Genomic DNA, 19,843 nt, shown 5'->3' with positions numbered 1-19,843 from the left:
CGAAAGGACCTTCCGAGATGGCAGAGACGGCTACCCGCAGCAAGCCTGCCTCGCGAGGCGGGGCGAAGACCCGGCGTTCGACCGCTCCGGTGCGCGACAGCGCGGCGAACCCGTTCGCCGGTGAGTCGCCGGAGCTCCTGCGCGACTACTTCCAGCAGATGACGCTGATCCGCCGGTTCGAGGAGCGCGCCGCCCAGGGCTACACCCAGGCCAAGATCGGCGGCTACTGCCACCTCAACCTCGGTGAGGAGGCCACCGTCGTCGGCCTGATGACGGCGCTGCGCAAGACCGACATCCTGTTCACCAACTACCGCGAGCACGGCTACGCGATCGCCAAGGGCATCGAGCCGGGCCGCGTGATGGCCGAGCTCTACGGCCGCACCACCGGCACCTCCAGGGGCTGGGGCGGCTCGATGCACATGTTCGACGTGGAGGCCGGGCTGCTCGGCGGCTACGGCATCGTCGGCGGCCAGATCCCGCTGGCCACCGGTGCCGCGCTGGCCATCGACTACCGCAGCGGCGACCAGGTCGTGATGTGCCAGATGGGCGACGGCACGACCAACATCGGCGCCTTCCACGAGTCGCTGAACATCGCGGCGCTGTGGAACCTGCCGGTGATCTTCGTGGTCATCAACAACTACCTCGGCATGGGCACCACGGTCGAGCGCTCCTCGGCCGAGTCCGAGCTGTACAAGCGCGCGGTCGCCTACAACATGCACGGCGAGCGGGTGGACGGCAACGACGTCCTGGCGGTGCGCGACGTGGCGACCCGGCTGGTCGAGCGGGCCCGCGAGACCGGTGCGCCCGCGCTGCTGGAGGCCACCAGCCAGCGGCTCAAGGGCCACTCGGTGGTCGACCCGGCCAAGTACCGCAGCGAGGAGGACAACGCCAAGGCCCGCGCCGCGGACCCGGTGTTCAACTTCCGCGCCCAGCTGATCGAGGCGGGTGTCCTCGACGAGGACGGTGCCGCCGAGATCGAGCAGAAGGCCCAGGCCGACGCCGACGCCGCGGTCGCCTTCGCCGACGACAGCCCGCACCCGGACGTCTCGACGCTGTTCGACTACACCTACGCCACCCCGGTGGCCAACGACTCGCGCCGCCTGCCCGCCGACCCGGTCTTCTGACCCGGTCACCGGACCAGGTCCGCAGCCCCGGGTCCGCCGGCCCGGTCCGCCGCTGAGCGCTCCCGACACCCCGCCACAGGACCCGTGAGTCTTCCGCGCCGCCACCGCGGCCGGAAGGCTCACGGCCCCCTTTCTTGGAGAAACACCCTTGGCCGTCATGACCTATCGCCAAGCGCTGCACGACACGCTTCGCGAAGAGATGCTGCGCGATGAGGACGTCTTGCTCATCGGCGAGGAAATCGGAGTCTTCGAGGGCTCCTACAAGATCACCGCCGGGCTGCTCAAGGAGTTCGGCGAGAAGCGGGTGCGCGACACCCCGATCGCCGAGGAGGGCTTCGTCGGCGCCGCCATCGGCGCGGCCATGCTCGGGCTGCGCCCGGTCGTGGAGCTCATGACGATCAACTTCTCGCTGATCGCGCTGGACCAGATCGTCAACCACGCGGCCAAGATCTACGGCATGTTCGGCGGGCAGACCAGCGTGCCGATGGTCATGCGCACCCCGGGCGGCGGCGGGCAGCAGCTCGGCGCCACGCACTCGCAGAACATCGAGCTGTACTACGCCTTCGTGCCGGGCCTGAAGGTCGTCGCGCCGAGCACGCCCGCCGACGCCAAGGCGCTGCTGCTGGCCTCCATCCGCGACAACGACCCGGTGCTGTTCCTGGAGAACCTCTCCCTCTACAACACCAAGGGCGAGGTTCCCGACGTCGTCGAGCCCGCCGAGATCGGCAAGGCGAAGGTGACCCGCGAGGGCAGCGACATCACCATCATCGGCTACTCGCGGATGGCGATGGTCGCCCAGCAGGTCGCCGACAAGCTGCACGCCGACGAGGGCATCAACGCCGAGGTCATCGACCTGCGCAGCCTGCGCCCGCTGGACCGCGCCACGCTCGTGGAGTCGGTTCGCAAGACCGGCTGCGCGGTGATCGCCGAGGACGACTGGCTGACCTACGGCATCGGCGCCGAGATCGCGGCCTCGATCTCCGACGGGGCGTTCGACTACCTCGACGCCCCGGTCCGCCGGGTCGCCGCCGCCGAGGTGCCGCTGCCCTACGCCAAGCCGCTGGAGCGCGCCGCGCTGCCGTCGGCGGAGTCCCTGACCACCGCGGTCCACCAGACGCTGGACGCGGTCGGGCGCCGAACCGCCTGACTTTGAAGCCCCCGAAGGGGCTTCGAGCGGCGCGACGCGCCATCCGCGCTTGCGCGGATGTCCTGGAATCGCGCTGGTTCCCCCGCCTGCTCCGTACCCGACCCGAGCTTTCGCCGAGAGGCACTCCGAGGAAGACCATGACTGACATTCAGATGCCGAGGCTCTCCGACACCATGGAGGAGGGCGTCATCGCCAACTGGCGCAAGCAGGTCGGCGACAAGGTGAACCGCGGCGACGTGGTGGCCGAGATCGAGACCGACAAGGCCCTCATGGAGCTGGAGGCCTACGACGACGGCGTGCTGGAGAAGGTGCTCGTCGGCGAGGGCGAGACGGTGCCGATCGGCACCCCGATCGCCGTCCTCGGCGACGGTTCCGGCGCGGCCGCCGCCCAGGCCTCGGCTCCGGCCCCGGCCGCCGCTCCGGCGGAGCCGGCCCCGGCCGAGCCCGCGGAGTCCGCGCCTGCCGCGTCGGCCGCGCCTGCCCAGGCCCCGGCGCAGCCGGCCGCCGCGCCCGCCGAGCCGGGTGCGAAGCCGAAGGCCTCGCCGCTGGCCAAGGCGGTCGCCAAGGACCTCGGCGTGGACATCTCCACGGTGACCGGCAGCGGCCCCGGCGGCCGCATCATCCGGGCCGACATCGAGGCCGCCGCATCGGCCGCGCCCGCCCCTGCCGCGTCCGACGCCGCGCAGGCGCCGGCCGCACCGGCGGCCCCCGCCGTCGCGCAGGCCGGCGAGGACGTCGAGGAGATCCCGCTCAGCAACATCCGCAAGGTCACCGCGAAGCGGCTCACCGAGAGCAAGCAGACCGCGCCGCACTTCTACCTGACCAGCGCGGTCGACGTCACCGACCTGGTGGCGTTCCGGGCCGACCTCAACGAGCGGCTGCAGGCGGCAGGCGGGCCGAAGGTCAGCATCAACGACCTGATCGTCAAGGCGGTGGCCACCGCGCTGAAGGCCAACCCGACGCTGAACGTCTCCTTCGGCGGGGACAAGATCCTCCAGCACAAGCGGATCAACCTCGGTGTCGCGGTCGCGATCGAGTCCGGCCTGGTCGTGCCGGTGATCCCCGACGCCGACCGCAAGAGCGTGTCGGAGATCGCCGCCGAGGGCCGCGAGAAGGCGGGCCGGGCGCGCGAGGGCAAGCTCAAGCTCGACGAGATGACCGGCGGCACCTTCACCATCTCGAACCTGGGCATGTTCGGCATCGAGCACTTCTCGGCCGTGATCAACCCGCCGGAGGCGGGCATCCTCGCGGTCGGTGCCACCAAGGACGAGGTGCAGGTGCGCGACGGCGAGTTCGTGGCCCGCAAGATCATGCGGATGACCCTGTCGGCCGACCACCGCGCCGTCGACGGCGCGGTCGGCGCGGTCTTCATGCAGCAGCTCACCGCGCTGCTGGAGGACCCGATCCGCATCATCGCCTGACGCACGGCGTCCGCGTCACACAGGCCAAGCCCCTTCCGCGAGAACCCCCGACTCTCGCGGAAGGGGCTTTTCCACGTCGTGGAGCGGGTTTCAGAACTGCGACCCGGATGTGCGAATGCTTCGCGTTATCGTCCACAGTGAATTGGCGGTGACTTTCTGCTCTGGTCCCCGCAGGGCCGCACCTGGACACTCGTGCCTGCGGGAGCAGGAGGACCGCCGAGGCCGCGCACGGGTCCGAAGCAGCGCTCGGCGGATCGCGTCCGTTGAAGGGGGACGGGATCCGCGATCGGCTCACCCAGCGCCTCTGGCTCTGCTCGCGACTCCGGCGGGCTCCCCGCGACTCAGACCTGGTTGTGCTGGGAGGCGATCATGGTCCGCACGGAGTTCAGCATCTACGCGATGACGCCGGAGAAGGACGGCGTCTTCCACTTCCACGACGGGGGCTGGGTCCAGGTGGGTGGCCCGGCGGCCCGGCTCTTCGGCGGGAACAGGGGACTGGTGGCCACCACTCCCGACACCGGGGACTTGTTCATGTACCTCGGTACGCCGTTCCAATGGGCCCACATCGGAGGTCCGGGTACTTCGTTCGCGGTGACGGGGGATTCGGTGTACGGGCTGAGCAGGTTCCCGGGAGGGGGTGGTGTTTTCCGCTATGACGGCAATGGCATGTCCTGGACGGAGATCGGCAGTGATGCGGGGGAGATCTACGGCGGTCCGTGGGGACTGGTCGCCACCAACCCCGCGAACGGAAACCTGTTCCGATATCTCGGTACGCCGTTCCAATGGGCGCAGATCGGAGGTCCGGGTACTTCGTTCGCGGTGACGGGGGATTCGGTGTACGGGCTGAGCAGGTTCCCGGGAGGGGGTGGTGTTTTCCGCTATGACGGCAATGGCATGTCCTGGACGGAGATCGGCAGTGATGCGGGGGAGATCTACGGCGGTCCGTGGGGACTGGTCGCCACCAACCCCGCGAACGGAAACCTGTTCCGATATCTCGGTACGCCGTTCCAATGGGCGCAGATCGGAGGTCCGGGTACTTCGTTCGCGGTGACGGGGGATTCGGTGTACGGGCTGAGCAGGTTCCCGGGAGGGGGTGGTGTTTTCCGGTACGACGGCAATGGCATGTCCTGGACGGAGATCGGCAGTGATGCGGGGGAGATCTACGGCGGTCCGTGGGGACTGGTCGCCACCAACCCCCAGAACGGAGAGTTGTTCGGGTTCCAGTTCCACAGCCCGGAGGACAACCCGGACAACCCGCCGCAGTGGCGTCACCTCGGGGGTCCTGGCGCATCGTTCGCGGTCAGCCTCGAAAACATCTTCGGACTGAGCCTCAACCCCGACGGAGGTGGTGTCTTCCGCTTCGACGGCGACCCGGACAACTGGACTCGGATCGGTGGTCCGGCGAACTCGATCGTCGCCGCCCTTTGGGCCATGTAGCAGCGGGAAGGTCTGTCTTGACGCCCGTCCTGCTGATGCGCCCCGCGCCGGGGTAGTCGGTGCTGACCCACAGCAGGTCGGGGTTGCCCCCGGTCGCCGGTGAACTCGCCCATCCCGTTGGCCTGCGTGGGTTTCCACGCCCACAGGAACCTGGGCGCGTCCCAGGCTGCCGGGTCGTCCCCTCCCACCTCGACCGCCTCGCGGCCGAAGACCGCCGAGAGGCGGTCGAACCGGGAATCGGCGACGAGCGGAAATGCCGACGGCGAACCGGAGACGACAACGACACGACGAGTCCGTCAGACGGCGCCGGTCTCCTCCCGGTAGACCCGCACCAACTCCGGCGAGTAGGCCAGCAGCAGCTCCAGGATGCTGACCGGTGCTCCGACGGGGTTCGGCAGCGCGATGTCGTAGGCGGCGTGTGCACCGCGGTAGACGGGGACCGGCGTGGTCACGTCGGTCAGCCAGCGCAGGAAGTCGGCCGGGACGAACGGGATGCCGAGCGCTCCCGCGACGTGCTCGTCCAGGAGCAGCAGGGCGGTCTGCGGATTGCGCATCATCCACCGGTACAGCTCGGAGAACTGGAAGATGTTCCATTCCAGCCTGTTCGGACGCGTCCCGGTGCTCTCGGCCAGCCGCAGCCCGTGGTCGGTCGATGCCTGTTCGGCCTCGCTCCACGCCCTGTCGTGCTCCCGCCTGTCGGTCAGCTCACCCCGCCGCATCCGGTTGAGGTAGTCCGCCCACAGCGGTGCACCTGGATTGCCGAAGTCGTCGCCGGACACGCCGAGGGCGATGGCCGCTCCGCGTTCCATCGCCTCCAGGTCCACGGAGTCCACATGGGACACCCAGCTTCCCCGTGTGCCCATTCCCTTCTCGATGAAGAAGCTGAGCAGGCCCTCGATGTTGCGCCAGTGCCGGAAACCCGGGACGTGTTCGGCCGCGATCCGGTCCTGCAACGCCCGGACGAAGGACAGCCGTTCCCGCAACGGCAACGTCTCCAGCTCGCGCGCGGTGCAGTCAAGTGTGGACGCGCAGTTCCGGCCGCCGCCGTCCTGCGCGAGCGCGGGTGCGGCGGGCGCGGTGAGCAGCATCGCGAGTAGCAGGGCGCTCAAGGATCGGATGGTCCCCACGGTGTCCTCCTCGGTCCGGCCAACGCGAGAAGGCAACCAGAAGGGCCGGGGACGGGCTCACGCCGACATCCGTTGGGGAGCCGTTTCACCGGATATCTCACCCGACCGGACCAGTGTCGTATCGTGACGACCATCGGACTCGGCCCGCGCCGGTTGAAGTCCGCCGAACCGGGGAGGCCACCACGGACCGGTGGCCTCCCCTGCCCTCACAGCCGCGTCCACGCCTCCGACAGCACCGCGCGCAGGATCTGCTCGACCTCGTCGAAGTGCTCCTGGGTGCAGATCAGCGGCGGCGCGAGCTGGATCACCGGTTCGGCGCGGTCGTCGGCGCGGCAGTAGAGCCCGGCGTCGAACAGCGCGTCGGAGACGTAGCCGCGCAGCACGCGCTCTGCGTCGTCCGGGGTGAAGGTCGCCTTGGTCGCCTTGTCCTTCACCAGCTCGATGCCGTAGAAGTAGCCCTGCCCGCGCACGTCCCCGACGATCGGCAGGTCGAGCAGCTTCCCCAGCGTGGCGCGGAAGTTCGCCTCGTTCGCCAGGACCTGGCCGTAGAGGTCCTCGGACTCCATGACGTCGAGGTTGGCCATCGCCACCGCGCACGAGACGGGATGTCCGCCGTAGGTCGAGCCGTGCGCGAAGCTGCTGCCGCCGGACAGGAACGGCCGCATCAGCCGCTCGTCGGCGATCATCGCGCCCAGCGGCGCGTAGCCGGACGTGAGCCCCTTGGCGGTGGTGATGATGTCGGGCTGGTAGCCGTAGCGGTTGGCGCCGAAGTCGTGCCCGAGACGGCCGAAGGCGCAGATCACCTCGTCGGAGACCAGCAGGACGTCGTAGGCGTCGCAGATCTCGCGGACCCGCTGCCAGTAGCCGGGCGGCGGCGGGAAGCAGCCGCCGGTGTTCTGCAGCGGTTCGAGGAACACCGCCGCCACGGTGTCCGGGCCCTCCATCTCGATGGCGAGCGCGACCTGGTCGGCGGCCCAGCGGCCGAACGCTTCGTAGTCGTCGGCGTGCTCGGGCGCGCGGTAGAAGTTGGTGTTGGGCACCTTGATGGCGCTGGGCACCAGCGGCTCGAAGTCCTGCTTCGCGCCCGGGATGCCGGTGATCGACAGCGCGCCCTGCGAGGTGCCGTGGTAGGCCAGCGAGCGGCTGATCACCTTGTGCTTGGTCGGCTTGCCGGTCTTCTTGAAGTACTGCTTGGCCAGCTTCCACGCGGTCTCGACGGCCTCGCCGCCACCTCCGGTGAAGAAGACCCGGTTCAGCTTGCCCGGCGCCTGCGCGGCGATCCGCTCGGCGAGCTCGATGGCGCTGGGGTGGGCGTGCGACCAGAGCGGGAAGTAGGCGAGCTTGCGGGTCTGCTCCGCCGCGGCCCGCGCCAGCTCCTCGCGGCCGTGGCCGACCTGGACCGCGAACAGCCCGGCCAGGCCGTCGAAGTAGCGCTTGCCGCGCTCGTCGTAGACGTAGGCGCCCTCGCCGCGGGTGATCACCGGGATCTCCCGGTCGGCGTAGCCGGCGTGCTGGGCGAAGTGCAGCCACAGGTGGTCGCGTGCCCGGTCGCCGAGCGTCCTGGTGGCGGCGGGGTTCTCCGTCGCGGTCATGATCAACCTCGCGTTCTGGACGACATTGCGGTTTCCATCGTATATGAGCGCTTGAACAACTGAAAGCGTCGCATGGCGTGTTATCTACGACTGTTTCGAGATGATCCAGTGCGTCTCGCGACGGGTCCGGAGGTGGCAGGCGTAGTACAGCCCGGCCAGGACGACGACCCCGCCGGTCAGCAGCAGGTCGGAGGTCTCCTGGTTCGCCAGCGCCAGGCAGATGGCCGCGATGGTCACCACCGCCGGGACCGGCCACAGCGGCATCCGCCACCCGTGCTCGGCCCGCTGCCGCCGCGACCGCAGCGCGGCGACCGCCAGCAGCAGGTAGAGCGCCGCGACGACCACGCCGGTGACCCCGATGAGCGCCTCGATGTCGGCCAGCCCGGCCAGGACCGCGCCCGGCAGGCCCACCGCGAGGGTCGCGACCCACGGCGAGCGCCAGCGCGGGTGCAGCCGGGTCAGCGCGCCGTTGATCGCCGACGGCCACGCCCGGTCGCGTGCGGAGGCGTAGAGGACCCGGGCGTTCTGCAGGACCATGACGATCACCGCGTTGAGGATCGCCGCGGCCACGGTCAGGCTCACGAACGCCGCCAGCACCGGTCCGCCCCACGACTCGACGATGGCGGTGAAGTCGGCGCCGGCCAGGTCGGTCCCGGTGGGTGCGCCGAGGACGACCGCGGCCGTCGGCACCACGATGATCACCACCGACGCCAGCAGCGACCAGATCACCGTCCGCGCCACGCTGCGGCGCGGGTCGCGCAGCTCCTCCGAGAGGTAGACCGCGCTGCCGAAGCCCTGGAAGGTGAAGATGCCGACGGTGAGGCCGGTCAGCAGCACGCCGACGGTGAACGGCGCGGACCCGCCCGCGGTGTCCGGGACGACCGGCGCGACCAGCGTGCTCACCGGCCGTTCGGCGTTGGCGAAGCCGAAGATCGCCACCAGCGCGGCGGCCAGCACCTCGATGCCGAGGAAGATCCCGGTCACCAGCGCGTTGGAGCGGACGTCCAGCAGCGCGGTCGCGGTGGCCAGTGCCATCACGGCCGCGCCGGTGAGCGACGGGTCCAGGCCGGCGAACGCGCTCAGGTAGTCGGCCGTGCCCAGGGCGATCACCGGCGGCACGACCACGATCATCACCAGGCTCATGACGAAGGTGACCCAGCCGGCGCCGCGGCCGAGCACCCGCGCCACGATCGAGTACTCGCCGCCCGCGTGCGGGAAGCGGGTGCCCAGCTCGCTGTAGCAGCAGGCGACGCCGAGCGAGACCAACGCGCTGAGCACGAGGGTGAGCACCACGCCCGTGCCCTGGGTCTGCACCAGCGGCGGCACGACGATGAACAGCGACGAAGCCGGGGTCACGCAGGACAGCGTCAGCAGGACGCCGCCGAACACGGTCAGCACTCTGGGCAGGTTCTCGGTCCGGGTCGGTGACGCCTGGGCGTCATCGATTCGCGACATGTGGATGCCTCGCAGGGGAATCGAGGGGCAGGGCAGCGCGCGCGTGGCGTCCCATTGAAAGGAGCGGGCCTGGCCGCGTCAATACTCCGACAACGAAAAACGTGGTTCAGGAGGACGTATTGCCATCGAAAGCGTTGCAAGAGAGCATGTTCGCGACGAACTCCGTCGCTTCGATCGATCTTGAGCTTTGAGGGAAGAGGTGTGCCGATGGCGGGCAGCCGGGTGCTCGACAACTTCATCGACGGCCGCTGGGTTCCGGCGGCCGACGGGCGTGCGCTGGAGGTGCTCGACCCGGTCACCGGCGAGGTCCAGGCCGAGCAGGCGTTGTCCGGGCCTGCCGACGTCGAGGCCGCGATGTCGGCCGCGGACAAGGCGTTCCGCGACTGGCGGCGCACCACGCCCGCGCAGCGCCAGCTCGCGATGACCCGCATCGCCGACGCCGTCGAGGCGCGCGCCGAGGAGGTCATCGCGGTCGAGTGCGCCGACACCGGCAAGCCCCTGGCGATGACCCGCGCCGAGGAGATGCCGATGGTGCTGGACCACCTCCGGTTCTTCGCCGGTGCGGCGCGGGTGCTGGAGGGCAAGGCCGCGGGCGAGTACATGGCCGGGCACACCTCGTTCGTGCGCCGCGAGCCGGTCGGCGTCTGCGCGCAGGTGACGCCGTGGAACTACCCGCTGCTGATGGCGATCTGGAAGATCGCGCCCGCGCTGGCCGCGGGCAACACCGTCGTGCTCAAGCCGTCGGAGACGACCCCGGCGAGCACGCTGCTGCTCGCCGGGATCGCCTCGGAGTTCCTGCCCGCTGGCGTGTTCAACGTCGTCACCGGCGACCGCGACACCGGGCGGCTGCTCGTGGAACACCCGGTGCCGCGGATGGCCTCGATCACCGGATCGGTGCGGGCGGGCATGGAGGTCGCCGGGTCGGCCGCCCAAGACCTCAAGCGCGTCCACCTGGAGCTCGGCGGCAAGGCCCCGGTGCTGGTGTTCGACGACGCCGACATCGCCGCCGCGGCCGAGGGCATCGCCACCGCCGGGTACTTCAACGCGGGGCAGGACTGCACCGCGGCGACCCGGGTGCTCGTCCACGACGCGGTGCACGACGACTTCCTCGCCGCGCTGACCGAGCAGGCGCGTGCGACGAAGACCGGCGCGGCCGATGACCCCGACGTCCTCTACGGGCCGCTCAACAGCGCGGCGCAACTGGAGAAGGTCGCGGGCTTCGTGGACCGGCTGCCCGCCCACGCGACCGTCCACTGTGGCGGGGAGCGGGTCGGCGACCGCGGGTACTTCTACGCGCCGACCGTCGTCTCCGGCCTGCGCCAGGACGACGAGATCGTGCAGGAGGAGGTCTTCGGCCCGGTGCTGACCGTGCAGCGGTTCAGCGATGAACAGGACGCCTACGACAAGGCCAACGCCGTGCGCTACGGGCTGGCCTCATCGGTGTGGACCGCCGACCACGGGCGGGCGATGCGGGCGAGCGCGGAGCTGGAGTTCGGCACGGTGTGGATCAACACCCACATCCCGCTGGTCGCCGAGATGCCGCACGGCGGCTTCCGGCATTCCGGCTACGGCAAGGACCTGTCGATGTACGGCCTGGAGGACTACACCCGCGTCAAGCACGTGATGTCGAGCCTGGGCGAGTAGACGCTCCGGGAGCGGGTCGGGTGGCCGAACCGGACGCATGTGACACAGCCCCTGGCCGCGGCGGCTCAGCGCAGCGTGCCCCAGGCGTAGGTCTGCTTGCGGAGCTTGAGGTAGACGAAGGTCTCGGTGCCCGTGACGGCGTCCAGGCTGCGGATGCGCCGGTTGATCACTTCCAGCAGCTGGTCGTCGTCGCGGCACACCACCTCGACGAGGACGTCGAAGGACCCGGCGGTGACCACGACGTACTCGATCTCCTCGATCTCGGCGAGCTCGTCGGCGACCCGTTGCGCGTCACCGGAGACCTTGACCCCGATCATCGCCTGGCGCAGGAAGCCGAGCTGGAGCGGATCGGTCACCGCGACGATCTGCACCATCCCGGAGTCGAGCAGCCGCTGGACCCGCTGGCGCACCGCGGCCTCGGACAGGCCCACGGCCTTGCCGATGGCCGCGTACGAGCGGCGGCCGTCCTCCTGCAGCTGTTCGATGATCAGCTTGGACAGCTCGTCGACGGCGACGGTGTTCCGCGCGGGGACGGTGTTCTTCGAGGTGCTGTCCGGGTTGTCCTGTTCCCGGTCCACCGGCTTGCGTGCCACAGCGACGTATCGTCGTGGTTGATCCAACCGGTTGCAAGCTCGCCACGTGGCGGCGGCCCGCAACCGGTCGCAAAGACTCCCCGGAGGGCGTCAGCTGAGCGCGTCGACGAGCTTGGGCGTGAGCCGGTCGAGCGCGAACGGGATGCTGGAGACCGTCGCCGAGCCCAGCGCCATGGTCAGGTCGTAGTCGTCGAGCACGACCAGCGCGCCCCGCCTGGCCGCGCCGAGGTTGTTCAGCAGCGGGTCGTTGCGCACCGCCTCCACGTCGGTCGGCTTGGCCGTGGTGACGATCACCACGTCGGCGTCGAGCAGCGAGACCTGTTCCTTGCTGACCTTGACGTTGAACCTGCCCTTGCTGTCCATCGCCTCGATGGCGGGCGAGAGCCGCAGGCCGAGCTGCTCCAGCAGGTGCGTGCGCGCGTCGGCCTTGGTGTAGGCGGCGTAGGTGCCCGCCGAGTCGGTGCGCACGGTGACGTGCGTGCGGCCGGCGAACAGCGGGTTCTCGGCGCGGGCGCGGTCGATGCGCGCCTGGGTCTCGGAGACCAGCCGCTGCACGTCGGCCTGCCTGCCGACGGCCTGCCCGATCGTCTCGGCCTGCGTCCGCCAGCCGACCCCGTAGTCGATGGAGCCCGGCGGCTGCGCGAGCACCGGGTTGAAGCTGCTGAGGCGGTTGTACTGGTCCTGGGTGAGCGCGCTCTGCAGCGCGATCATCAGGTCCGGGGTCTGGGCGATGACGCCTTCGACGTCGACGTCGCTGCCGAACACCTTCGGCCGCTGACCGCCGAGCATCGGCTCCGCCCACGGCCCGACGCCGCTGGCCCACGGGCCCCATGCGGTCAGTCCGGCCGGCACCACGCCCAGCGGCAGCAGCACGTCGTGGTCGGTGATGCCGAGCGTGACGATCCGCCGCGGGGCGGAGGCGATCTGCGCGGTGCCGTAGCGGTTGGGGATGCCGACCGGAAAGCCCGCGCTCGGCGCCTGCCCTTCGGCGGGGGCCTGCGAGGAGCCGCTCCCGCAGGCGGTGAGCCCGGCGGCGAGCCCGGCGGCGACGACGCCGGAGACGCCTGCCAGGAACCCGCGCCTGCCGAGTCGCGGCAGGCCGGTGCTGGGTGCTGGTGGAGGAGCCATCGGCGTTCCTTTCGCTGGTCCGGACGCATGTGCCGCCGGGACGAATATAAGGAAGGCTAACCTAAGTCGTCCGGGGGTGTGGTTGCGGGTTGGGAGCGGTGATCGCCGACCGGCCGGAACAGCTCTTCGGTGGGTTATCGTGGAAATCGAGCAGTCGCGTGGTCGCGCACCAACCGGTGTCAGGAGTCGCGATGAAGGACGATGACGTTTTCGGCCGCCGCTGGGTCCTGACCGAGGACGAGTTGCTGAGGATGCTCTGGCGCTGCCACGCGGGGGAGAACCCGGACGTGGTGCTCGTCGAGCTGCACGCCAACCACCGCGAACCGCAACCGCACCCGCGGCATCGCGGCGCTTTCGGCGGACGGCTCACGTCGGCCGCCCGCCACGCCGCCCACCGCTACCGCAGGCACCACGTCGCGGAGTGAGGCGGAGCCGCGCGGGTCGGCATCTCGCTTCGCGCGGGACGGCGGCTGGTGTCTTCTGGCGGATGTCGGTGGTGGGTGCGGTTTCGGGTGTCGCTCGGGGCTTGACGCGGTGGCGCGGGGTGCTGGTGGCCGGGGAGGTCCGCGGCCCGCGATCGTCCACAGTGAACAGTGTGATTCGTCCCAATCGCCCGCGCGGGAGGGTGTCCGGCCGATACGGTTCGGTCGACACCGACACCGCCCGGGAGAGACATGAACAGCTTCGTCGCCGGAGTCCGCACGCTGGGCGCCGGATTCGGCATGATCCTGCGCTCGCCGAAGCTCCTGCTGCTGGGAGCCATTCCCGCGCTGATCAGCGCACTGCTGCTGCTCGGATCGCTGGGCGCGCTGGTCTACTTCAGCGGCGACCTGGCGACCGCGATGACCCCGTTCGCCGACGGCTGGGCGGAGTCTCTGCGAGGTGCGCTGCGCCTGCTGCTCGCACTGGCGATGATCGGTGCCGGAGCCCTGCTTGGGTCGGTCACGTTCATCGCGCTGACGCTGCTCATCGGCGGCCCGTTCTACGAGCACATCGCCGAGAAGACCGAGGAGCGCCTCGGGCTGGACACCTCCGGTGACGGCGCCGGGCTCGTCCGCGAGCTCGGTCGGGGCGTCCGCGACTCGCTCAAGCTGCTGCTGATAGCCCTGGTGGGCGCCATCGTGCTGTTCGTGCTCGGCTTCATCCCGGTCGTCGGCCAGATCGCCGCCCCGGTGCTGGGCGGCCTGTTCGGGGCGTGGGTGGTGACGATGGAGATGGTCGGCCTGGTCTTCCAGCGGCGCGGGCTCTCGCTGGCCGACCGCCGCCGGACGCTGGGCCGCAACCGCGCCGCGGTCCTCGGCTTCGGGCTGCCGACCTACCTGCTGTGCCTGGTCCCGATCGCCCAGCTCGTCGTCATCCCGTCGGCGGTCGTCGGCGGGACGATGCTGGCGCACCGGTTCCTCGGGCCGGCGAGCCCGCCGCGGGCCTGACGGAGGAACCCCCGGGGCACGCATGGGCGTTGCCCTTCGCCGGTAGCGGGTGCGGCGCGAAGCGGACACGGGCGGTAGTGGCGTGTTTCCGATGTGCGAGGAGCTTCGCTCAACCGGAGTTTGCTCCTAAGGTCGGGGTGTGAATCGCTCTCAGCCCTTGCAGCCCGACGACTCCTACCTGCGTTCCGTGGCCGAGTCGACCGCGAGAGCGGTGGCGGCGGCCGAACCCGTCGGCTCCGGCTTCGACGGCGCGGACCCGGCACTGCACGGCCGGGTCGAGTCGTGGCTGGACGCGCACGGCGCCGACCTGGTGGCACTCAGCCGCGACCTGCACGCCCACCCGGAGGAGGGCTTCGCCGAGCACCGGTCGGTCCGGCAGGTCGCCGAACTGCTGCGCCGGCACGGCTTCGACGCCGAGGTCGGCGTCGGAGGGCTGGAGACGGCCCTGCGGGTGGATGCCGGGTACGGGGACGAGGCGAGCGGCGCGGCGAGCGGCGGGGACGGCGCGGAGGCTCGGGCCGGCGTGCCGCACGTGGCGTTCCTGGCGGAGTACGACGCGCTGCCGGGCATCGGGCACGGTTGCGGGCACAACATCATCTGCTGCTCGGCGGTCGGCGGATTCCTCGCGGCCGCGAGCGCGCTGGCTGCCGAGAGCGGAGGCGTCCCGGGCCGGGTCAGCCTGGTCGGCACCCCGGCCGAGGAGGGCGGAGGCGGCAAGGAACACCTCGCCAGGGCCGGTGTGTTCGACGACGTCGACGCGGTGGTGATGCTGCACCCGTTCTCCCACGACATCGCCGCGCACCCGTTCCTCGGCCGCCGCCAGGTCGAGGTGATCTTCCACGGCATCGCCGCGCACGCCTCGGCGCAGCCGTTCATGGGCCGCAACGCCCTCGACGCCGTCGTGGCGACCTACCAGGGCGTGGCCGCGCTGCGGCAGCACATGCCGTCGACGGACCGGGTGCACGGCATCATCACCGACGGCGGCCAGCGGCCCAACATCGTGCCGGAACGGGCCGCGGCGCTGTTCTACCTGCGTTCGTCCGACCCCGGCACGCTGCGCGAGCTGGCCGGTCGCGTCGAGGCCATCGCGCACGGCGCGGCGGAGATGACCGGATGCGGGCTCGAACTGCGTTGGGACCAGCAACCCGCCTACATGCCGATCAGGCACAACGACGCGCTCGCCGGACGCTGGGCGCGGCACCAGGCCAAGCGCGGGCGGACGGCGTTGCCGCGCGGGGTGGTTCCCGAACACCTCACCGGCTCGACGGACCTGGGGAACCTCAGCTACCGCATGCCGGCCATCCACGCCATGATCGGCCTGGAAGGCGACAGTCTTTCCCTGCACACGGCGGAGTTCGCGGCCGCGGCCGGATCGGAGACGGGGGACAGGGCGGTGCTCGACGGAGCGTACGGGCTCGCGTCCACGGCCCTGGACTACCTCGCCGACGCGGAGCTGCGAGAGGCCGCGCACGTGGAGTTCGAGCGCGCGGGCGGCGCGGTGGACGTGGCGGCCTACTTCGAGTGAATCGCGGTCGGGGCGGCTTCGCGAGTGAAGTGCGCGACGACGTGGCTGACGTGGAGTGCTCGGCGCGGGATTCGGAGTGCCTGGCCGAGGTTTTGGAGTGCCTGGCGGAGGACTTGGAGTGCCTGGCCGAGGCATTTGGAATGCCTGGCCAAGGGGGCGGTGGGAAACGGAGGAACCACCAGCGAGCGCCCCTTGGCCAGGCACGGCCCGGTGCTCGGGGGAAGGGCGTTCAAAACACCAGACCGGGTCCGCGGGGAGGGCTTTCGCCCACCGACTACCAAGCTAGTGGCCGCAGACAGCGCGGAGTGACAGCGGAGTGACAGCAAGTGATGGGAAGTTTGAGTCGCGGCTGGTCACTTTGGCGGTGGGAACGCCGCTTTTTGACGGACTGGGGTGGGGTGCGGGGCGTTTTGGGGGCGGGCGCCTTGGTGTTTCGGGTGGCTTTGGGGTGGGGCGCGGGGGTTTTGAGGTAGCGGCTGACGCTGGCGGGTGGCTTTGAGAGCGGCGGCGCGGGGGTTTTCGACGTACTCACCCTGGCTTTGCGGCGTGCGGTGGGTGGGTGGTTTCTGGGGCGCTCGCCGCCCCCAGGCCCCCGGCAGGTCTCCGGGATGAGCGGGTTTTCGGGGCATCCTGCGGTGGGGCGGTTGGTGGTTCTCATCCCGTCGACCTCCACGAGGGCTAAGGGCTGGCGCCAGGTCGACGGGATGAGAACCGGGCCCCGCCCTGTGGGTTGGGTGGGGCCCGGTTCGTGTCACTGGTTGCGCAGGAACTGCTCCACGGTTTCCCTCGTGACGACCTGGACCGGGATGCTGGTTGCCGGGCCGGGGCCCTGGTTGTGGTCGCGGGCGGCGCGGACGGCCTGCTCGACGGCTGCCTTGCCGAGGAGCTTCGGCTGCTGGGCGACGTCGGCGCTTTCGGTGCCCGCGCGGACGGCGTCGAGGCCCTCCGGGGTGCCGTCGAACCCGACCACCTTCACGTCCGTGCCCGCCCTGGCGCCGAGTGCCTTGACCGCGCCGAGGGCCATCTCGTCGTTGGCGGCGAAGACGCCCTTGACCTCCGGGTGCGACTGCATGATGTTCTGCATGACGTCGAGGGCCTTGGTGCGGTCGAAGTCGGCAGGCTGCGAGGCGACGACCTGGATCTGCGGGTGGTTGCGGATCTCGTTGGTGAAGCCCTCCCCGCGTTCCCTCGCCGCAGAGGTGCCCGGCTTGCCCTCGAGCACCGCCACCGGGCCCGAACCGACAAGCCGCACGAGTTCCCGTGCCGCGAGCTGACCGCCGGTGACGTTGTCGGAGGCCACGGTGGTGACCACGGTGCCCGCGCTGGGCGCGCGGTCGACGCCGACCACCGGGATTCCGGCGTCGTTGGCCGCCTTGACGGAGGGGACCACCGCGTCGGAGTCGACGGGGTTGACGATGATCGCGTCGGCGTTGCGCGCGATGGCGTTCTGCACCGCGTTGGCCTGCTGCGAGGCGTCCTCGCCGGCGTCGGTCACCGACAGCTCCACGCCGAGCCGGTCGGCCTCGGCCTGCGCGCCCGCGCGGACGTCGACGAAGAACGGGTTGTTCAAAGTGGACACCGAGAGCGCGATGCGCAGCTTCGCGTCGGCGGGTCCCTGCTGCCGCTCGTAGACGGCCCAGCCCGCGGCGACGACGATCAGCGCCGTGACGGCCGCGATGGCGCGCCGCACCGCAGGGGTCCGCAGCGCGCCGCGGCGCCCGGTCCGCCTGCGCTGGCGCAGCGTGTCGAACAGCACCGCGACCGCGATGACCGCACCGATGGCGACCTGCTGCCAGAACGCCGAGACGTCCAGCAGGTTGAGCCCGTTGCGCAGCACCGCCAGCACCAGGGCGCCCACGAAGGTGCCCAGCGCCGAGCCGACCCCGCCCGCGAGGCTCGCGCCGCCGATGACCACGGCCGCGATGGCGTCCAGCTCGTAGCCGGTGCCCGCCTCGGGCTGGGCCGACGCCAGCCGCGCGGCGAGCAGGATGCCCGCCACCGCCGCGAAAAGCCCGGACAGAGCGTAGATCAGCAGCTTCTGCCTGCTGACCTTGATGCCGGAGAGGCGGGCGGCCTCGGCGTTGCCGCCGATCGCGTACATCGCGCGCCCGGCGTAGGTGCGGCGCAACACGAACGCCGTCAGCAGCCCGATCACCAGCATCACCAGCACCGGGTAGGGCAGGAACCCGAACAGCTCACCGCTGCCGAGCTCGGCGAGCCAGCCGTCCAGGCTGATCGGCCGCCCGTCGGCGAGCACCAGCGCCAGACCGCGCGCGACGCTGAGCATCGCCAGGGTCGCGATGAACGGCGGCACCCGCCCCGCGGTGATCAGCACACCGCTGAGCAGACCGGCCGCCGCGCCCGCGGCCAGCCCGACCGGGATCGCCAGCCACAACGGCAGTCCCGCCCCGGCGACGGCCCAGCCGGTGACGATCCCGGACAGCCCCGCGACGCTGCCCACCGACAGGTCGATGCCGCCGCTGACGATCACGAACGTCATGCCGAAGGCCAGCACCGCCACGACCGACGCCTGCACGCCCACGTTGAGCAGGTTGTTGGCGGTCAGGAAGTCCGGCGACAGCACCGCCAGCAGCACCGCCAGCACCAGCAGCCCGGTCAGCGGACCGGCGGTGCGGCCCAGCGCGCTCAGCGGGCGAGGTCGCTGCTTGACCTCGTTGTCAGGCATCGGAATCTCCTTGCGTGTTGTTCGAGACCGCCAGCGCCATCACGCGCTCCTGGGTCGCCTCGGCGCCGTCGAGCTCCCCGCGCAGCCTTCCGTCGGCCATGACCAGCACCCGGTCGCTGATTCCCAGCAGCTCGGGCAGGTCGCTGGACACCACGACCACGGTCGTGCCGTCAGCTGTGAGCTCGTTGATCAGCTCGTAGATCTCGGCGCGGGCGCCGACGTCGATGCCGCGGGTCGGCTCGTCGAGGATCAGGACCCGCGGTTTCGCCAGCAGCCACTTGCCGATCACGATCTTCTGCTGGTTTCCGCCGGAGAGGGTGACCACGTGCTGGTCGAGCCCCGAAACGCGGATTCGCAGGTCCCGCACCGACTTCTCGGCCGCGCGGCGCTGCCCCGCGCGGTCCACCAGACCGCCGCGGGTGCGCTCGCCCAGCGTCGCAAGCCCCAGGTTCTCCTCCACCGACGCGCCGAGCACCAGACCCTGCCCGGCGCGGTCCTCCGGCACCAGCGCGAGCCCCGCGGCGCGGGCCGCGGCGATGTCACCGCGCGGGATCGGGTGCCCGCCGACCCGCACCTCGCCCCGGTCGTAGCGGTCGGCGCCGAAGATCGCGCGCACCAGCTCGGTCCGCCCGGCACCGACGAGCCCGCCGATGCCGACGACCTCCCCGGCCCTGGCGCTGAACGTGATGTCGTCGAGCACGCCGTCGGTGCCGAGCCCGCGGACCTCGAGCCGCGTCTCACCGATCCGCGACTCGCGAGACGGGTACTGCTGGTCGATGGCGCGACCGACCATGAGCCGCACCAGCTCGTCGGGGTCGGTGGCGGCGGGCACCTCGCCGACCTTCGCGCCGTCGCGCAGCACCGTGACGCGGTCGCCGATCTCACCCACCTCGTCGAGCAGGTGCGAGATGAACACGACGCCGACTCCGTCGCGGGTGAGGTCGCCGACGAGCTCGAAGAGCCTGCCCGCCTCGGTCCGGCTGAGCACGGCGGTCGGTTCGTCCATGATCAGGAAGCGGGTGTCCAGGCTGAGCGCCTTGGCGATCTCCACCAGCTGGCGCTGGGCGACGCCGAGCTCGCCGACCACCGCGTCCACGTCCAGGTCCAGGCCGATGCGGTCGAGCAGTTCGCGCGCCTGGCGGCGCATGCGGGCGTGGTCGACCACGCCGAACCGGCGGGGCGGGCGGCCCAGGTAGATGTTCTCGGCGACCGTCAGCTGACCGACCAGCGCCATCTCCTGGTGGATGGTGGCGATCCCGAGCCGCTCGGCGTGGTCGGGGCCGCTCAGGCGCACCTGCTCGCCGTCGACGCGCACGACTCCGCCGTCGGGCCGGTGCACCCCGGCCATGATCTTGATCAGGGTGCTCTTGCCCGCACCGTTCTCGCCGAGCAGGACGTGCACCTCGCCGGCGCGCAGGTCGAAGTCGACCGAGTCCAGCGCCCGCACGCCCGGGTAGGACTTCGAGACTCCGGCCAGCTCCAGGTGCCCCCGGGGCGGTTCGGCCATGGTCGTGCCTTTCTGCCGCGTTACTCC

General features: G+C 70.9%; 15 protein-coding genes. 8 read left to right on the top strand and 7 right to left on the bottom strand.

Going from position 1 to position 19,843, the window contains the following annotated elements:
- The first annotated feature begins 17 nt into the window (after nt 1-17).
- The 4 genes from pdhA to HUO13_RS07800 all read left to right on the top strand — a co-directional run bounded on the left by pdhA (nt 18) and on the right by HUO13_RS07800 (nt 5,129).
- Nucleotides 18-1,124, top strand: a complete 1,107-nt coding sequence (gene pdhA, locus HUO13_RS07815; RefSeq protein WP_249124527.1) for a pyruvate dehydrogenase (acetyl-transferring) E1 component subunit alpha — start codon at nt 18-20, stop codon at nt 1,122-1,124.
- Nucleotides 1,125-1,281: 157 nt separating this feature from the next.
- On the top strand, nt 1,282-2,271 hold the full coding sequence (locus HUO13_RS07810) for an alpha-ketoacid dehydrogenase subunit beta (RefSeq protein WP_249124526.1): 990 nt from the start codon (nt 1,282-1,284) through the stop codon (nt 2,269-2,271).
- 137 nt (nt 2,272-2,408) lie between these two features.
- Nucleotides 2,409-3,692 (top strand): pyruvate dehydrogenase complex dihydrolipoamide acetyltransferase, encoded by a 1,284-nt coding sequence (locus tag HUO13_RS07805; protein WP_249124525.1) that lies wholly within the window; start codon nt 2,409-2,411, stop codon nt 3,690-3,692.
- Nucleotides 3,693-4,061: 369 nt separating this feature from the next.
- A complete protein-coding gene (locus HUO13_RS07800; RefSeq protein ID WP_249124524.1) occupies nt 4,062-5,129 on the top strand; it encodes a hypothetical protein in 1,068 nt (355 codons plus the stop codon).
- A gap of 296 nt (nt 5,130-5,425) precedes the next feature.
- Here the strand turns inward: HUO13_RS07800 and HUO13_RS07795 are convergent, their stop codons facing one another.
- The 3 genes from HUO13_RS07795 to HUO13_RS07785 form a co-directional block, all read right to left on the bottom strand.
- The gene (locus HUO13_RS07795) at nt 5,426-6,238 is read right to left on the bottom strand and encodes a hypothetical protein (protein WP_211900761.1); all 813 of its coding nucleotides are present in this window, start codon (nt 6,236-6,238) and stop codon (nt 5,426-5,428) included.
- Between the two features lie 224 nt (nt 6,239-6,462).
- Complete coding sequence (locus HUO13_RS07790) at nt 6,463-7,848, bottom strand: aspartate aminotransferase family protein (protein ID WP_211900760.1); 1,386 nt, start codon at nt 7,846-7,848, stop codon at nt 6,463-6,465.
- Between the two features lie 84 nt (nt 7,849-7,932).
- The gene (locus tag HUO13_RS07785; RefSeq protein WP_211900759.1) at nt 7,933-9,303 is read right to left on the bottom strand and encodes an APC family permease; all 1,371 of its coding nucleotides are present in this window, start codon (nt 9,301-9,303) and stop codon (nt 7,933-7,935) included.
- A gap of 207 nt (nt 9,304-9,510) precedes the next feature.
- Here HUO13_RS07785 and HUO13_RS07780 point away from each other — a divergent pair, with 207 nt between their 5' ends.
- Nucleotides 9,511-10,947, top strand: coding sequence for a gamma-aminobutyraldehyde dehydrogenase (locus tag HUO13_RS07780; protein WP_211900758.1), 1,437 nt, complete (start codon nt 9,511-9,513; stop codon nt 10,945-10,947).
- A gap of 65 nt (nt 10,948-11,012) precedes the next feature.
- On the opposite strand, the gene HUO13_RS07775 is transcribed toward HUO13_RS07780, so the two are convergent.
- Together HUO13_RS07775 and HUO13_RS07770 are read right to left on the bottom strand one after the other, a co-directional pair.
- Nucleotides 11,013-11,540 (bottom strand): Lrp/AsnC family transcriptional regulator, encoded by a 528-nt coding sequence (locus HUO13_RS07775; protein ID WP_349253366.1) that lies wholly within the window; start codon nt 11,538-11,540, stop codon nt 11,013-11,015.
- A 90-nt stretch (nt 11,541-11,630) separates the two neighbouring features.
- Nucleotides 11,631-12,668, bottom strand: coding sequence for an ABC transporter substrate-binding protein (locus tag HUO13_RS07770; RefSeq protein ID WP_211900756.1), 1,038 nt, complete (start codon nt 12,666-12,668; stop codon nt 11,631-11,633).
- Between the two features lie 191 nt (nt 12,669-12,859).
- Here HUO13_RS07770 and HUO13_RS07765 point away from each other — a divergent pair, with 191 nt between their 5' ends.
- The 3 genes from HUO13_RS07765 (at nt 12,860) to HUO13_RS07755 (ending at nt 15,623) form a co-directional block, all read left to right on the top strand.
- A complete protein-coding gene (locus HUO13_RS07765) occupies nt 12,860-13,093 on the top strand; it encodes a hypothetical protein (RefSeq protein WP_211900755.1) in 234 nt (77 codons plus the stop codon).
- 249 nt (nt 13,094-13,342) lie between these two features.
- The gene (locus HUO13_RS07760) at nt 13,343-14,098 is read left to right on the top strand and encodes an EI24 domain-containing protein (RefSeq protein WP_211900754.1); all 756 of its coding nucleotides are present in this window, start codon (nt 13,343-13,345) and stop codon (nt 14,096-14,098) included.
- A 139-nt stretch (nt 14,099-14,237) separates the two neighbouring features.
- Entirely contained in the window at nt 14,238-15,623 is a 1,386-nt protein-coding gene (locus HUO13_RS07755) for a M20 family metallopeptidase (RefSeq protein ID WP_211900753.1), read from the top strand.
- A 751-nt stretch (nt 15,624-16,374) separates the two neighbouring features.
- Here HUO13_RS07755 and HUO13_RS38245 read toward each other — a convergent pair.
- Nucleotides 16,375-18,309 carry an ABC transporter permease/substrate-binding protein gene (locus HUO13_RS38245; protein WP_211900752.1) on the bottom strand — a complete coding sequence of 645 codons (1,935 nt, stop codon included), beginning with the start codon at nt 18,307-18,309 and terminating at the stop codon, nt 16,375-16,377.
- The gene (locus HUO13_RS07745) at nt 18,302-19,816 is read right to left on the bottom strand and encodes a sugar ABC transporter ATP-binding protein (RefSeq protein ID WP_211900751.1); all 1,515 of its coding nucleotides are present in this window, start codon (nt 19,814-19,816) and stop codon (nt 18,302-18,304) included. The genes HUO13_RS38245 and HUO13_RS07745 overlap by 8 nt, the downstream gene beginning before the upstream one ends.
- Between the last annotated feature and the right edge of the window lie 27 nt (nt 19,817-19,843).

The sequence above is a fragment of the Saccharopolyspora erythraea genome (genome assembly GCF_018141105.1).
In the GTDB taxonomy this organism is placed as follows: Bacteria; Actinomycetota; Actinomycetes; order Mycobacteriales; family Pseudonocardiaceae; genus Saccharopolyspora_D; species Saccharopolyspora_D erythraea_A.
The sequence above is the reverse complement of the archived record's forward strand: the minus strand, read 5'-3'. Positions and strand labels throughout refer to the sequence as shown.